A 13,770-nucleotide genomic window follows, 5' to 3' on the forward strand; every position below is an offset into this window, starting at 1 on the left:
GCGGTGGTCAAGACGAAGTGGCTGTGGGGCAACCCACCGACCCTGGTGTAGGTCTGAGGGGAGACAACATGGCGGCGATGAAGCCGCGGACGGGCGACGGTCCGCTGGAAGTCACCAAGGAGGGCCGGGGCATCGTCATGCGCGTCCCGCTGGAGGGCGGTGGCCGGCTCGTCGTCGAGATGACTCCCGACGAGGCCAACGCGCTCGGTGACGCACTGAAGGCAGCCGCCGGCTGACCGAGGAACGGTCCGCGCGCCCGCGTGGGCCTTTCGTCAACCCCTGAGCCACCGGCCCCGCCGGTGGCTCAGGGTCTTCATTCTCCCGCGGAGCCACGCTCCGCGAGCTTTCCTGGAGGTACGGCTCCGCGTGCTCGCCATCCGTCTGCTCGCCGAGCCGGACCGGCTCGACACCCTCGTTCTGCCTGTCCGGCCAGGTGCGGCCAACGACGAACCGGCCCGACCGGCCCCGACCGGGGCGACGCTGCCCGACGGCGTGGCCGAGGAGGCCGACGCCCTGGTGCCGGCGGCCCGACTGACCGGGCGCCCCGGTGAGATCCAGGCGCAGCTGCGACCCGGGCGGGACCCGGGCCGGCTGCTGCTGCTCGGCATCGGCGAGGGCGACGAGGCGGGCTGGCGGACGGCCGGCGCAGCTCTGGCCCGGGCCGCGAAGGATGAGACACGCGTCACGTTGGCCATGCCGGCCGGTGCCACGTCGGCGGCCGTACGCGGACTGGTCGAGGGACTGCTGCTGGCCTCGTACCGGTTCCGGCTGACCGACGCCGGCACCGCCCCCGCCCTGGCGGAGGTCGACGTCGTGATGACCGACCCGGACGCGCACAGCGCGACCCTGGAGGTGGCCCGGACGACGGCCCGGATGACCTGGTTCGCGCGCGACCTCACCAACACCCCCTCGTCGGTGAAGAACCCGCAGTGGTTCGCCGACCAGGTCGCCGCCCTCGCCGCCGACGTGCCGGACCTGCACCTGCGGGTCCGCGAGCCGGAGGAGCTGGCGGCCGAGGGCTTCGGCGGGATCCTGGCCGTCGGGGGCGGCTCGGCCAGCGGCCCGCGCCTGGTCGAGCTGGACTGGCGGCCGGCCGACGCGCGTACCCACGTGGTGCTGGTCGGCAAGGGGATCACGTTCGACACCGGCGGCATCTCGATCAAGCCGGTGGCGTCGATGAAGCTGATGCGCAAGGACATGGCGGGGGCCGCGGCGGTGGTCGCGGCGACCCTCGGCGCGGCGGCCCTGCGCCTGCCGGTCCGGGTCACCACGCTCGCGCCGCTGGCGGAGAACATGCTCAGCGGCTCGGCGTTCCGTCCGGGCGACATCATCCGCCACTACGGCGGCACGACCAGCGAGACCACCAACTCCGACGCCGAGGGGCGGCTGGTCCTGGCCGACGCGCTCGCGTACGCCGTCGCCGAACTCCAGCCCGACCTGCTGGTCGACCTCGCCACGCTCACCGGGGCGAACGCGGTAGCGCTGGGCAAGCGCACCGGCGCCCTCTACAGCGACAACGACGGGCTCGCCGCGGACGTGCTGGCCGCTGTCGCCGCCGCCGGCGAGGCCGCCTGGCGGATGCCGCTGCCCGCCGACTACGCCGAGCACCTCGGCAGCGACCTGGCCGACCTGCACAGCTCGCCGGATCGGGGCGCCGGGTCCGTGATGGCCGCGCTCTACCTGCGGGAGTTCACCGGCGGGCTGCGCGACCGGTGGCTGCACGTGGACATGTCCGCGCCGTCGTGGGCCGACGGCGACGACGCCGAGCTGACCCGGGGCGCGACCGGCTGGGGCGTACGCTCGCTGCTGCGCTGGCTGGGCTCGCTGGGTTGACCGCCCGGCGGCGCCCGCCCCCGGCGGGCCCCCGGTCAGCGGCGGGTCAGCACTTGACGGCGGCGAGCAGCCCGTGGCCGACCGGCAGCAGCGCCGGGATCCAGTGCTCGGACTCCCGGATGGCCTTGATCGCCTCGCGGACGGTCACCGTCTCGACGTCCCGGGCGGCGGGGTCACCGATCCGGCCGCCGGCCAGCGTGCCGTTGAGCGCGACCACGCCACCGGGGCGCAGCAGCCGCAGCGCGGCGTCGACGCAGGCGGCGAATCCGGTCGCCTCCGCGTCCACGAAGACCAGGTCGTACGCGCCGTCGGCGAGCCGGGGCAGCACGTCCAGCGCCCGGCCGGTGATGATCCGGGTGCGGCCGGCGGCGAATCCCGCCTCGGTGAAGATCCGTCGGGCGATCCGCTGGTGCTCGACCTCGACGTCGATGGTGGTGAGTACGCCGTCGGCGCGCATCCCGCGCAGCAGCCAGACCCCGCTGACTCCCGTGCCGGTGCCGATCTCCACCACCGCCCGGGCGCTGCCGGCGGCGGCGAGCAGCCGCAGCGCCGCGCCGGCGCCGGGGGTGACCGCCTCCAGGCCGACCTCGTGGGCCAGGCTGCGGGCGGTGCGCAGGACGAGATCCTCGGTCACGTACGACTCGGCGAAGTGCAGGGTCTGGGCCGTCGAATTGCCGGAACCGGCGACCGTGGCGATGGGACACCTCCGGGCGGCATGCGTGGTGCGGGGGCGGGTGGGCACTGTGAGCCTAGAGGCGACGTCGAACGGGCGCAGCCGCGCGTCCGCCACCCGACGATCACGGTCGGCAACCGGTGACTCCATCCGCGGCATCCGTGTAATCCTGGAAGCGGTGTTCCGGCCAGCGCGACCGGGCGACGCTGTCGCCGGGTCCGTGGAGCGCGGGATCCGGGGATGGACTGGGAGGGCACCGACGTGACCGACGGCTGGGACTGGCGCCAGCCCGGGGGAACTCCGGCGCCGGCGCGACCGCCGGTGCCCGGACACCCGCCGGTGGGGTCGCCGCCGACGCCTCAGGGCGTCGGGGGCGGCACGACTTCGCCCTGGTGGTCCGACGCGCTGGCCGACCCGTGGCGCGACCCGACCGCGCCGGCCGCCGTGGTGCTGCCGGCCGCGCCGAGCCCCGGCACCGAGCCGGAGCCGGTCAGCGACCCGGACGCCCCGGGCCGGCCGACGCTGCGGCAGCTCCTCCTCATCCCGTTGATCACCGCGCTGCTCGCGGGCAGCCTGGGCGGCGCGCTCGGGTACGCCTTCGCGGTGCGCGGGGGCGCCGTGGCCGGCACGGTGCTCGGCGCGGACCCGCAGGCGCCCGGCCTGGCCCAGCGCAGGCCCGAGTCGCTGGCCGGGGTCGCCGAGCGGGTGCTGCCCAGCGTGGTGACCGTCCGGGTGGCGGGCCTCGGCGGCACGAGCGAGGGCTCCGGCTTCATCGCCAGCGCCGACGGGCACGTCATCACCAACGACCACGTGGTCGCGGGGGCGACCGGCAAGGCGTCGGTGGTCTTCAACGACGGCAGTTCGGCCCCGGCGACCGTCGTCGGGCAGGACCCGGAGTCCGACATCGCGGTGATCAAGGTCTCCCGGACGGGCCTGCGGCCGGTCGAGTTCGGCGACTCCGACGCGCTGGCCGTGGGCGACCCGGTGTTGGCCATGGGCTCGCCGCTCTCGCTGGCCAACACGGTCACGGCCGGCATCGTCAGCGCCCTGGACCGGACGATGCGGGCCGGCGAGCCCGGCGGCCCGACGCGCTACTACGCGGCGATCCAGACCGACGCGGCGGTCAACCACGGCAACTCGGGCGGTCCGCTCGTCGACGGCGCGGGCCGGGTGATCGGGGTCAACTCGACGATCAAGTCGCTGGTCTCCGAGGGGCAGGAGGCGGGCAACATCGGCCTCGCCTTCGCCATCCCGATCAACCAGGCCAAGCGGATCACGCAGGACATCATCGGCACCGGCAAGGCCCGGCGCACGGTGATCGGTGCCCAGGTCGGCGGGTCCGGCGCGGGCACCGGAGGAGCCGGCGTACGCCTGGCGGCCGTGGAGCCGTCCGGCCCGGCGGCCGGCGCGGGGCTGCGGGCTGGTGACGTGATCCTGAAGCTCGACGGTCGGCCGATGACCGAACCGACCGACCTGATCGCCCTGGTCCGGAAGTTCGCGCCCGGCGCGGTGGTGACCGTGGAGTACCGCCGGGGCACCAACCGGCAGAACGTCTCCGTGACCCTGGCCGCTGACGCCAAGTAGGGACCGGTCACCCCCTCCCCGGCCGGTGCCCCACGTGCGTAGTCTTGCTGCTGACGCCGAAGGAGGCCCGCGCAGTGTTCGAGAACCTGAACTGGTGGGAGATCGGTGCGCTGCTGCTCCTGGCGCTGCTGATCTTCGGTGACCGGCTGCCCGCGGTGATCAGCGACGGCCTGCGCATGGTGCGCAACCTGCGCGCGATGGCCAGCAGCGCCACCACCGACCTCAGTCGCGAGCTGGGCACCGACATCCAGCTGGAGGACCTGCACCCGAAGGCGTTCATCCGCAAGCACCTGCTCAGCGAGGAGGACGAGCAGGCGATCCGGAAGCCCCTCCAGGGCGTCTACGACAACCTGCGGGCGGACGTCACCGGCGTGCACAACGAGCTGAAGGACGTGGCCTCCGCCGCCGACGTGCGCGCGAACGGCAGCCGCCCGGCGACCGCCACCGGCGCCGCCCCGGCCCCCGCCCCCCGGGTCAGCTACGACGACGCGACCTGATCCCGGGGCAGCTGTACGACGACGCGAGCTGACCCCTGGTCAGCGGCGAGGTCGCGCCGGCCCGGCCCCGGCCCGCCTCGGCGTCGCCACGGACGGCGACGGGGGCGGCGCTCCCGGGGGAACGCCGCCCCCGTGCGGGTGGCGACAGTGCCGGCCGTGGCCGGCGTACGGTCAGCGGCCGGCGGGCTTGAGGCCCAGCGGCTTGCCGAGCAGCGACTCCCGGCGCAGGGCGAGCCGGTCGGCGACCTGGCCCAGCGCCTTCGCGGCCGGCGACTCCGGCTCGGCCAGCACGATCGGGGTGCCCACGTCGCCGGCCTCGCGCACGCGGGTGTCGAGCGGGACCTGCCCGAGCAGCGGCACCTGCGCGCCGATGGTCTTCGTCAGCGACTCGGCGACCGCCTGGCCGCCGCCCGCGCCGAAGACCTCCATCCGGGAGCCGTCCGGCAGCTCCAGCCAGGACATGTTCTCGATGACGCCGACCACGCGCTGGTGGGTCTGCAACGCGATCGCCCCGGCCCGCTCGGCCACCTCGGCGGCGGCGGTCTGCGGGGTCGTGACGATCAGGATCTCGGAGTTGGGCAGCAGCTGGGCCAGGGAGATCGCCACGTCGCCGGTGCCCGGGGGCAGGTCGAGCAGGAGCACGTCCAGCTCGCCCCAGTAGACGTCGGCGAGGAACTGCTGCAACGCCCGGTGCAGCATCGGGCCGCGCCACACCACGGCGGCGTTGCCGGCGGTGAACATGCCGATCGAGATGACCTTCACGCCGTGCGACTGCGGCGGCATGATCATGTCCTCGACGCGGGTCGGGCGGCCGTCCGCGCCGAGCATCCGGGGCACCGAGTGGCCGTAAATGTCGGCGTCGACCACGCCGACGGAGAGCCCGCGGGCGGCCAGCGCGGCGGCCAGGTTGACCGTCACGCTGGACTTGCCGACGCCGCCCTTGCCGCTGGCGACCGCGTACACGCGGGTGCGGGAGCCCGGCTGGGCGAACGGGATGACCGGCTCCTGGGAGGCGCCGCCGCCGCGCAGCTTCGCCTGGAGCTCCTGGCGCTGCTCGGGGCTCATCACGCCGAACTCGATCGTCACGCCGGTCACCCCGGGCACCGCGCCGACGGCGGCCGTGATGTCCGAGCGCAGCTTGTCCTTCAGCGGGCAGCCGGCGACGGTGAGCAGCAGCTCGACCCGTACGACGCCGTCGTCGCCGACCTCGGCGGAGCGGACCATGCCCAGTTCGGTGATGGGCCGGCGGATCTCCGGGTCGTTGACGGTGGCCAGCGCGGCCTGGATCGCGTCGGAGACGGTGCTGACGGGTGCTGACATGCCCGCAATGCTACGTCGGCGGCCCTGCCCCACCGCCGTCAGCGGGGGGCGGTGTGAGCGAATCGATGGCGACGGCTGCGCTGGGCGGCATACCGGACGAAGCGGGACGATCGCGTCGGTCCCGCTGCGCCGGTCCTCCGGGGCGGGCGGCGTCCGGGCCGCTCAGGCCTCGGCCTCCCGGCCCTCCGGGCGGCCGTCGTGGGCATGATCGCCGTCCAGGTCGTCGCGGGGCTCCTCCAGCCCGTCGCCGTGCTGCGGGACCCTGTCCTGCTGCCGGCGTTCCAGCCGCTGCCGGCGCCGGCCCGCCTCGTCCAGCTCCTCGGCCAGCCGGGCCAGCTCCGAACGGAGGAAGTCCCGGGTCGCGACCTCGCCCATCGCGTTGCGCAGCGCGGCGATCTCCCGCGCCAGGTACTCCGTGTCGGCCTTCTGCATGGTCGCCCGGCGGCGATCCTCCTCCAGGGAGACCCGGTCCCGGTCGGCCTGCCGGTTCTGCGCCAGCAGGATCAGCGGGGCCGCGTAGCTGGCCTGGAGGGACAGCACCAGGGTCAGGAACGTGAAGGTGTACGGGTCGAAGCGCAGGTGCGCCGGGGCCAGGGTGTTCCAGCCGAACCACAGCGCGATCACGATCGTCATGTAGACGATGAAGTTCGCGGTGCCCATCCCCCGGGCGATCCCCTCGGACCACCGGCCGAAGGCCTCCGGGTCGAACCGGGGCAGCTTGACGCCCCGGGGCTCGCGCGGCTGGTCGAGCCGCTGCGCCCGTCGCTGCTCAGCCATCCGCGCCGTCCAGCGTCGGCCCGACGGTGGACGGGCGCTCGGCGGCGTCCCGGTCCCGCCAGTCCCGGGGCAGGAGGTGGTCCAGCACGTCGTCGACCGTGACCGCGCCGACCAGCCGGTTGTTGCGGTCGATGACGGGCATGGCGACCAGGTCGTACGTGGCCATCCGGCGGGTGATCTCCGGCAGCGGGGTGGTCGGCCGCAGCGGGTCGATGTCGTTGACCACGATGCCGCCGAGCAGGTCGGCCGGCGGCTCGCGGAGCAGCCGCTGGAAGTGCACCATACCGAGGTAACGGCCGGTCGGCGTGGTCATCGGCGCCCGGGACACGAAGACCTGCGCGGCGATCGCGGGGGAGAGCTGCGGTTCCCGGATCCGGGCCAGGGCCTCGGCGACGGTGGCGTCCGGCGGCAGGATGACCGGCTCGGAGGTCATCACGCTGCCTGCCGTTCCCGGCGTGTACTTGAGCAGCTGACGCACCGGATCGGCCTCGCCCGGCTGCATCAGGTCGAGCAGCACGTCCTGCTCGGGCGGCGGCAGCTCACTGAGCAGGTCGGCGGCGTCGTCCGGGTCCATCTCCTCCAGCACGTCGGCGGCCCGCTCGCGGTCCAGCGCGGCCAGGATCTCCACCTGGTCGCGTTCCGGCAGCTCGCTCAGCACGTCGGCCAGGCGCTCGTCGTCCAGCGCGGCGGCGACCTCGTTGCGCCGGGTGTCGGGGAGGTCCTGGAGGGCGTTGGCGAGGTCGGCGGGGCGCATGTCCTCCAGCACCGAGAGCAGGTTGGCCGTGCCCCGGCTGTCGGCGATGCCGCTCAGCCCGCGTACCCGCTCCCACTCGACCTGGTGCAGGTGGCCCCGGCGGGTCAACCGGCCGGTCTGCTCGCGTACGGCGACCCGGGCCAGCGACCACTCGCCGCCCCGGCTGCACTCCATCGCCACGTCGACCACGGAGCCCGACTGCCCGCCGGGCTCGACCTGCACCCGGCGGTCCAGCAGCTCCTGGAGCACGAGCAGCTCGTTCGGGCGCTTCTCGAAGCGGCGCAGGTTGAGCGTGCCGCTGCCGAGCACCACCGCGTCGGCGTCGATGGAGGTGATCCGGTTCAGCGAGAGGAAGATGCGCCGCCGCATCGGCATCTCGGCGACCAGACCGACCACCTCGGGCGGGCGTTGCGTCGGCCGCAGCCTGCCCACCGCGTCGCGGACCCGGCCCACCTGGTCGCCGTTGGGATCGAAGACGGCCACCCCGGCGAGCCGGGCGAGGTAGACCCGGGTCGGCGTGCTCACGGGCACCAGCCTAAGCGCCTAGTGTTTATCAACATGTCGACCTTGGCCTACGAGATCGTGGACGTCTTCACCGACCGCCCGTTCGCCGGCAATCCGCTGGCGGTGGTGTTCGGCGCCGAAGGGCTTGCCACCGAGCAGATGCAGGCGCTCGCGCTGGAGTTCAACCTCTCCGAGACGGTGTTCGTGCTCCCGCCCACCCAGGTCGGCGCCACCTACCGGGCCCGCATCTTCACCCCGGCCGAGGAGCTGCCCTTCGCCGGTCACCCCAGCGTCGGCGCGGCGGTGACCGCCAGCCGCCGTGGCATGTTCGGTGTGGGGCAGATCACCCAGGAATGTGGGGCGGGCGTGCTGCCGATCGAGGTGACCGCGACCGGGGCCACGCTCACCGGCGGCGTACCCACCCTCGGTCCCGAGCTGGACCCGGAGCCGCTGCTGGAGATGGCCGGCCTGGACGCGGCCGACCACGTCGGCCCGGCGCCCCGGGTGGCCGGCTGCGGGCTGGAGTTCCCCTACCTCCCGGTCCGCCCGGACGCGGTGGCCCGCGCACGGGTCAACGCGGCGGCGGCGCAGCGGTACGGAGTGGAGCACGTCAGCGTCTTCTCCTGGGACGCCGCCGCTCAAACCGCGCACGCCCGGGTCTTCGTCCCCGGGTTGGGTGTGCCGGAGGACCCGGCCACCGGTTCGGCGGCCCTGGGCCTGGGGGTGTGGCTGGTCGCCAGCGGCCTGCTGCCCGCCGACGGGCGCGCGGAGTACACCGTCCACCAGGGCATCGAGATCAACCGCCCGTCCGTGCTGGCCTGCACGGTGACCGCCGAGGACGGTCAGGCGGTGGGCGCCACCGTGGCCGGGCACGTCGTACCGGTGGCCCGGGGCGAGATCATGGTCCCGCCGTTCGTCGGCTGACCTGCGCGATCCGTGCCGCCGGACCGGATCGTCCGGCGTCGTGCCCGTGCCGTGCGGCCCGACCGCGTCCACGGCGGCGCGCGGCCGGGCCCCGGGCGGCACTGACGGGACGGGGGCGGATGCGGGAGGATGCGAGGGTGACCGACCCGGAGCGGACCAGCACGCCGCTGGTCGACGAGGCGATGAAGAAGGCCGCCGTGGCCTGGGTGAGCGTGCCCGGCGGGCCGGCGCTCGCGCTGTGGTGCCTGCCCCTGGAGGGGGCGCTCTTCGTGGTCAGCGGCCCCGGGGAGCAGTCCGCCCCGGGTCTGGCCGACGCGACCGAGGCGCAGGTCACCCTGCGCGGTGACCACGGCGGGCGGATCGTCACCTGGCCGGCGCGGGTGAGCCGCCTGGCGCCCGGCACCGAGCACTGGGAGACGACCGCGCCGCTGGTGGCCGCGAAGCGGCTCAACGCGCCCGGGCCCACGGCCGAGCTGGTGGAGCGCTGGGCGGCCGAGGGCTGCGCGGTGAACCGGCTGGAGCCGGCCGGCGAGCCGCTCGCCGGCGCCGGGCTGCCCGCGGGCTCGCTGGCCGAGGTGCCCCGCGAGACGCCGGCGGTCCGGGCGACCCGCAAGCCGTTCCGCCTGCACCGGGTCCGCCGCCGCTGAGGCGTCCGGCCCGGGTCCCGGGCTTCACGCGGGGACGCAACCCGCCGGCTCGGGCACACCCGCCCGCCCCGGCACCCCGTCGACGAGGCCGACCACCTCGTCGAGCGAGCGCAGCACCGGCCCGGTCCAGGCCTCGTCGGCGTTGAACACCATGTGGCCGGCCAGGTCCGGCGCGGCCAGCCGTACGGCTGTCATCCCGGCCCGCTCCGCCCCGGTCAGCTCCTGGCTGCCGCCGTCGCCGACGTAGAGGCAGTCCGCCGGCGCCAGGTCGAGCCGCCGGCACGCCGCCTGGTAGAGCGCCGGGTCCGGCTTGCAGCGCCCCACCTGCACGGAGTAGACCCGCACGTCGAGCAGCGGGGCGATCGGCAGTTGCGGCAGGAACGCCGGCAGCTCGTGCGTGCAGTCGCTGATCACTCCCGTACGCAGGCCGAGCCCCCGCAGCGCGGCGAGCGTGGGCACCGCCTCGTCGCGCAGCCGGGTGTCGGCGCGGATGGCCCGGTGGCGGGAGGCGACCGCCGAGCGGACGGCGTCGTCGGAGGGGTGCACCCCGGCCTGCTCGCAGACCCAGCGCAGGGTCGCCTCGGCGTTGCCGAGCCGCCCGCAGGCCCGCTCGTAGTAGGTGCGGTCGAGCACGTCGACGAGCGTGCGCGGGGCGCAGCCCAGCAGCTCGGCGGTCGACCGGTGGGCCTCGCCCCGCTGGACGGAACGGGTCAGCGTGCCGAAGAAGTCGAACAGGACCGCCTGGTAGGTGGGCATGGGGGAGCGCCTCCGGGCGGTAGGGGAATCGCCGGCGCGGACAGGCATGATCGTAACGGAGCGCTGACGTTCCGTGTCGGCCTGTGGCGTGTGAGGATTGCTCCCCGTGTCCCCCGCAGCGCACCGCCCGTCGTTCCACCCGGCGACCACCGGGGCGCTCGTCCTGGCCGTGGTCGCCGTCTCGTCGTCCGCGCCGCTGGTGGCCGTCGCGGCGGCGCCGGCGCTGGCCGTCGCGTTCTGGCGCAACCTGCTCTCGGTCGCCGTGCTCGGCCCGTTCTCGGCGGCCCGGCGACGCGCCGAATTCCGGTCGCTGACCGTCGGCGCCGGCCGGCGCGAGGGTGTCTACTGCGTGCTGTCGGGGGTCGCGCTCGCCGCGCACTTCGCCACCTGGATGCCCAGCACCAAGCTCACCTCGGTCGCGGCGGCGACCGCGCTCTGCGCCACCCAGCCGGTCTGGCAGGGGCTGATCGCCCGCGCCCAGGGCCGCCGGCTGCCGGGCGCCGTCTGGGTCGGCATCGGGGTGGCGGTCGCGGGCGCGGTGGTGGCGACCGGGGCGGACTTCGCCGTCTCCGGCCGGGCCGTGGCCGGCGACCTGCTCGCGGTGGCCGGCGGCCTGTTCGCGGCGGTCTACACCGCGCTCGGCGAGCGGGCCCGTACGACGATCAGCACGACCACCTACACCACCGTCTGCTACGGGGTCTGCGCCCTGGTCCTGCTCGTGGTCTGCCTGGTCGGCCGGGTGCCGCTGACCGGCTTCGACACCGGCACCTGGCTCGTCGTGCTGGCCCTGGTGGCCGGGGCCCAGTTGCTCGGGCACTCGATGTTCAACTACGCCCTGAAGAAGGTCTCGGCGACCACGGTCAGCGTGCTGGCCCTGCTGGAGGCCCCGGGCGCGGCCCTGATCGGCTGGGCCTGGCTGGGGCAGCTGCCCGGGGTGACCGCCCTGGCCGGACTGGGGCTGCTGCTGGCCGGCGTCGCCGTGGTGGTGCTCGGCGGCGCCCACTCGGCCCGCCGGGTCCGCCCGGTCGCCACCGCCGTCCCCGCCGACGCCGGCCCACCGCCCGACTGACCGCCGAACGGCCTCCTGCCGCCGAACGGCCTCCTGCCGTCGGACGGCCACCTGGCCCGCCGCCGTCCACCCCTGCCGCCCCGTCCACCCCTGGCGCCGGACGGCCACCCGACCGGCGAACGGCCACTCTTTGGCGCGGGAACGGCCGTTCCGCCTGCCGGATCCGGCGGCGTCCGTGAGAGTGCGAGGGAGGGCACACGGCGGCGGGACGGCGGATGGCGGAGCGGGACGGCGACAAGGGCGGCACCATCGTCACGCCGTCGGCCGAGTTCCCGCCGCTCGATCCGGACGAGCTGCGGGCCCTACGCCGGATCGGTGACCGGTGGCGGAACGCCCGGCGGGGACGACCGCCCGGCGCGGACACGCTGCCGGTGGACCCGACGCTGCGCCGGCACCCCGACCGGCCGGCCCCGACGCGGTTCGGCCGCCTCGCCCCGATCGCGATGTTCCGGATCGCGGAGCCGGACGAACTGGTCGCCGCCGCGCCGGCCAACCTGCCCGGCAGCCGGCTCGGCCGGGCGAGCACCCGGCTGCGGCGGGCGCTGTTCGGGCCGCCGCTGAGCAGCGCCGCAGTGGTCTACGAGCGGATGCGCAAGCTGGTGGCCCTGCCGGTGCTCTCCTCCGACCTGCTCAGCTCGGTGGCGTACGGGCCGGAGGCGATGCTCGCCGTGCTGCTGCTCGCCGGCAGCGGGGCGCTCGGGCTGTCCCTGCCGCTGGCCGCCGGGCTGGCACTGCTCATGATCGCGGTCGGCGTCTCCTACCGGCAGACCGTCGCCGCCTACCCGCACGGGGCCGGGTCGTACATCGTGGCGGGCGACAACCTGGGCGCGGGGGCGGGGCTGGCCGCGGCGGCGGGACTGATGACGGACTACGTGCTCACCGTGGCGGTGTCCGTCTCCGCCGGCGTCCGGGCGATCACCTCGGCGATGCCGGGACTGGCCGCCTGGACGGTGCCCCTCGGGCTGGCCGTGATCGGTCTGCTGCTGGCGGGCAACCTGCGCGGCGTACGGGCCGCCGGCAACCTCTTCGTGCTGCCCACGTACGCCTTCGTGGTCGCGCTGCTGGCTCTGCTCGCGGTCGGCTGGTTCCGCGCGGCCGGGCGGGGTTTCGTCCCGGTCGCCCCGCCGCCGGTGCCGGCCGTGGAGGGGCTGGGGCTGCTGCTGGTGCTCCGCGCGTTCTCCTCCGGCGCGGTCTCGATGACCGGCATCGAGGCGGTCTCCAACGCGGTTCCGGCGTTCCGGCCTCCCGAGTGGCGCAACTCGCGCACCACGCTCACCTGGATGGTCGCGATGCTGGTGCTGTTCTTCGGCGGCCTCGTCGGCCTGATCCACCTGTCCGGGCTGGTGCCCACCGCCGAGCAGTCGCTCCTCTCCCAACTGGCCCGGGTCACCTTCCCCAGCGGTCCCTGGTACGCCCTGATCCAGGCTGCCACCGCGTTGATCCTGCTGCTGGCCGCGAACACCGCCTTCAACGGCTTCCCCCGCCTGCTCTTCTTCATGGCCCGGGACGGGCACGCGCCGCGCCGGTTCCTGCACATGGGCGACCGGCTCGCCTTCAGCAACGGGCTGGTGGCGCTCACCGTCGCGGCGGCGGTGATCCTGGTGGCCTTCCGCGGGCACACCGAGGCGCTGATCCCGCTCTACGCGGTCGGGGTGTTCCTCGCCTTCACCCTGTCCCAGGCCGGGATGGTGCGGCACTGGCGACGCCGGCGCGGCCCCGGCTGGCGCCGCCGGGCGACGGTCAACGCGGTGGGCGGCACCTTCTCCGGCCTGGTGCTGGTCACCGCCGCGGTCACCAAGTTCACCGAGGGCGCCTGGGTGGTGGTCGTCGCCGTGCCGCTGCTGGTCCTGCTGTTCCGGGCCATCCACCGGCACTACCGGCGGCTGCACCGGTCCCTGGCGCTGCACCCGCCGCCGAGTGGTCCGGCGCCCGGGCCGCCGGTGGTGCCGGCCCCGCCGCCCGCCGCCGGGCCCGCCGCGCCGGAGGACGAGGAACTGCCCGAGCAGGTACGCCACCTCGTGGTGGTGCCGGTCGCCCGGCTGAACCGGGCCTCGCTGCGGGCCCTGGCGTACGCGGCCTCGCTCGGGCAGCCGACGCTGGCCGTGCACATCGCCCCCGAGGAGCCGGAGGCGGACCGGTTCCGGGAGCAGTGGCGGGTGTGGGGCGACCACCTGCGGCTGGAGACGATCGTGTCCCCGTACCGGGCGGTGGTCGGGCCGCTCGCGCACTACCTGGAGGCCCTGCACGCCTCCCGGGCCGACCTGGTGCTGACCGTCGTCGTGCCGGAGGTGGTGGTGCGCAGCCGCTGGCACCGGCTGCTGCACAGCCGCACCGAGCAACGGCTGCGCACGGCGCTGCGCCGGCTGCCGGGGGTGGTGGTCACCAGCCTCCCGGTGCACCCGGGCGGGTAGCGGCCCGGGGGACGGCTGCGG

13 protein-coding genes are annotated in these 13,770 nt (G+C 75.3%); 8 read left to right on the forward strand and 5 right to left on the reverse strand.

Annotated elements, in window-relative coordinates; translation table 11 throughout:
* Positions 1-68 precede the first annotated feature (68 nt).
* Positions 69-236, forward strand: coding sequence for a DUF3117 domain-containing protein (locus AC0OO9_RS17905; protein WP_007455245.1), 168 nt, complete (start codon positions 69-71; stop codon positions 234-236).
* Positions 237-366: 130 nt separating this feature from the next.
* Positions 367-1,833, forward strand: coding sequence for a leucyl aminopeptidase family protein (locus AC0OO9_RS17910; protein WP_484511218.1), 1,467 nt, complete (start codon positions 367-369; stop codon positions 1,831-1,833).
* A gap of 46 nt (positions 1,834-1,879) precedes the next feature.
* Here AC0OO9_RS17910 and AC0OO9_RS17915 read toward each other — a convergent pair whose 3' ends face one another.
* Entirely contained in the window at positions 1,880-2,467 is a 588-nt protein-coding gene (locus AC0OO9_RS17915; protein ID WP_089003702.1) for an O-methyltransferase, read from the reverse strand.
* Between the two features lie 279 nt (positions 2,468-2,746).
* On the opposite strand from AC0OO9_RS17915, the gene AC0OO9_RS17920 reads away from it, so the two are divergent.
* Both AC0OO9_RS17920 and AC0OO9_RS17925 read left to right on the forward strand, forming a co-directional pair.
* Complete coding sequence (locus AC0OO9_RS17920; protein ID WP_484511219.1) at positions 2,747-4,090, forward strand: S1C family serine protease; 1,344 nt, start codon at positions 2,747-2,749, stop codon at positions 4,088-4,090.
* Positions 4,091-4,164: 74 nt separating this feature from the next.
* Complete coding sequence (locus AC0OO9_RS17925; RefSeq protein WP_484511220.1) at positions 4,165-4,587, forward strand: twin-arginine translocase TatA/TatE family subunit; 423 nt, start codon at positions 4,165-4,167, stop codon at positions 4,585-4,587.
* Positions 4,588-4,758: 171 nt separating this feature from the next.
* Here the strand turns inward: AC0OO9_RS17925 and AC0OO9_RS17930 are convergent, their stop codons facing one another.
* From AC0OO9_RS17930 to AC0OO9_RS17940, 3 genes are all read right to left on the reverse strand, one after another.
* Positions 4,759-5,907 (reverse strand): Mrp/NBP35 family ATP-binding protein, encoded by a 1,149-nt coding sequence (locus tag AC0OO9_RS17930; protein ID WP_484511221.1) that lies wholly within the window; start codon positions 5,905-5,907, stop codon positions 4,759-4,761.
* A 162-nt stretch (positions 5,908-6,069) separates the two neighbouring features.
* Entirely contained in the window at positions 6,070-6,684 is a 615-nt protein-coding gene (locus AC0OO9_RS17935; RefSeq protein WP_132231644.1) for a DUF1003 domain-containing protein, read from the reverse strand.
* The gene (locus tag AC0OO9_RS17940; protein ID WP_421457122.1) at positions 6,677-7,963 is read right to left on the reverse strand and encodes a magnesium transporter MgtE N-terminal domain-containing protein; all 1,287 of its coding nucleotides are present in this window, start codon (positions 7,961-7,963) and stop codon (positions 6,677-6,679) included. The genes AC0OO9_RS17935 and AC0OO9_RS17940 overlap by 8 nt, the downstream gene beginning before the upstream one ends.
* A 33-nt stretch (positions 7,964-7,996) precedes the next feature.
* Between AC0OO9_RS17940 and AC0OO9_RS17945 the strand changes: the two genes are divergently transcribed.
* Entirely contained in the window at positions 7,997-8,866 is an 870-nt protein-coding gene (locus tag AC0OO9_RS17945; RefSeq protein WP_484511222.1) for a PhzF family phenazine biosynthesis protein, read from the forward strand.
* A 119-nt stretch (positions 8,867-8,985) separates the two neighbouring features.
* A complete protein-coding gene (locus AC0OO9_RS17950) occupies positions 8,986-9,513 on the forward strand; it encodes a hypothetical protein (protein ID WP_484511223.1) in 528 nt (175 codons plus the stop codon).
* A 24-nt stretch (positions 9,514-9,537) separates the two neighbouring features.
* On the opposite strand, the gene AC0OO9_RS17955 is transcribed toward AC0OO9_RS17950, so the two are convergent.
* Complete coding sequence (locus AC0OO9_RS17955) at positions 9,538-10,269, reverse strand: HAD family hydrolase (protein ID WP_484511224.1); 732 nt, start codon at positions 10,267-10,269, stop codon at positions 9,538-9,540.
* 106 nt (positions 10,270-10,375) lie between these two features.
* Here AC0OO9_RS17955 and AC0OO9_RS17960 point away from each other — a divergent pair, with 106 nt between their 5' ends.
* On the forward strand, positions 10,376-11,338 hold the full coding sequence (locus tag AC0OO9_RS17960; RefSeq protein WP_484511225.1) for a DMT family transporter: 963 nt from the start codon (positions 10,376-10,378) through the stop codon (positions 11,336-11,338).
* 215 nt (positions 11,339-11,553) lie between these two features.
* Positions 11,554-13,749 carry an APC family permease gene (locus AC0OO9_RS17965; RefSeq protein WP_484511226.1) on the forward strand — a complete coding sequence of 732 codons (2,196 nt, stop codon included), beginning with the start codon at positions 11,554-11,556 and terminating at the stop codon, positions 13,747-13,749.
* Positions 13,750-13,770 lie beyond the last annotated feature (21 nt).

The sequence above is a fragment of the Micromonospora sp. USAFONa4 genome, assembly GCF_057197825.1.

What these genes read in the sequence shown, in the direction of transcription:
- AC0OO9_RS17905 (WP_007455245.1), top strand. Translation starts at nt 69, where the DNA reads ATGGCGGCGATGAAGCCGCGGACGGGCGACGGTCCGCTGGAAGTCACC.
- AC0OO9_RS17920 (WP_484511219.1), top strand. Translation starts at nt 2,747, where the DNA reads ATGGACTGGGAGGGCACCGACGTGACCGACGGCTGGGACTGGCGCCAG.
- AC0OO9_RS17930 (WP_484511221.1), bottom strand. Translation starts at nt 5,907, where the DNA reads ATGTCAGCACCCGTCAGCACCGTCTCCGACGCGATCCAGGCCGCGCTG.
- AC0OO9_RS17935 (WP_132231644.1), bottom strand. Translation starts at nt 6,684, where the DNA reads ATGGCTGAGCAGCGACGGGCGCAGCGGCTCGACCAGCCGCGCGAGCCC.
- AC0OO9_RS17945 (WP_484511222.1), top strand. Translation starts at nt 7,997, where the DNA reads ATGTCGACCTTGGCCTACGAGATCGTGGACGTCTTCACCGACCGCCCG.
- AC0OO9_RS17950 (WP_484511223.1), top strand. Translation starts at nt 8,986, where the DNA reads ATGCGGGAGGATGCGAGGGTGACCGACCCGGAGCGGACCAGCACGCCG.
- AC0OO9_RS17955 (WP_484511224.1), bottom strand. Translation starts at nt 10,269, where the DNA reads ATGCCCACCTACCAGGCGGTCCTGTTCGACTTCTTCGGCACGCTGACC.
- AC0OO9_RS17965 (WP_484511226.1), top strand. Translation starts at nt 11,554, where the DNA reads ATGGCGGAGCGGGACGGCGACAAGGGCGGCACCATCGTCACGCCGTCG.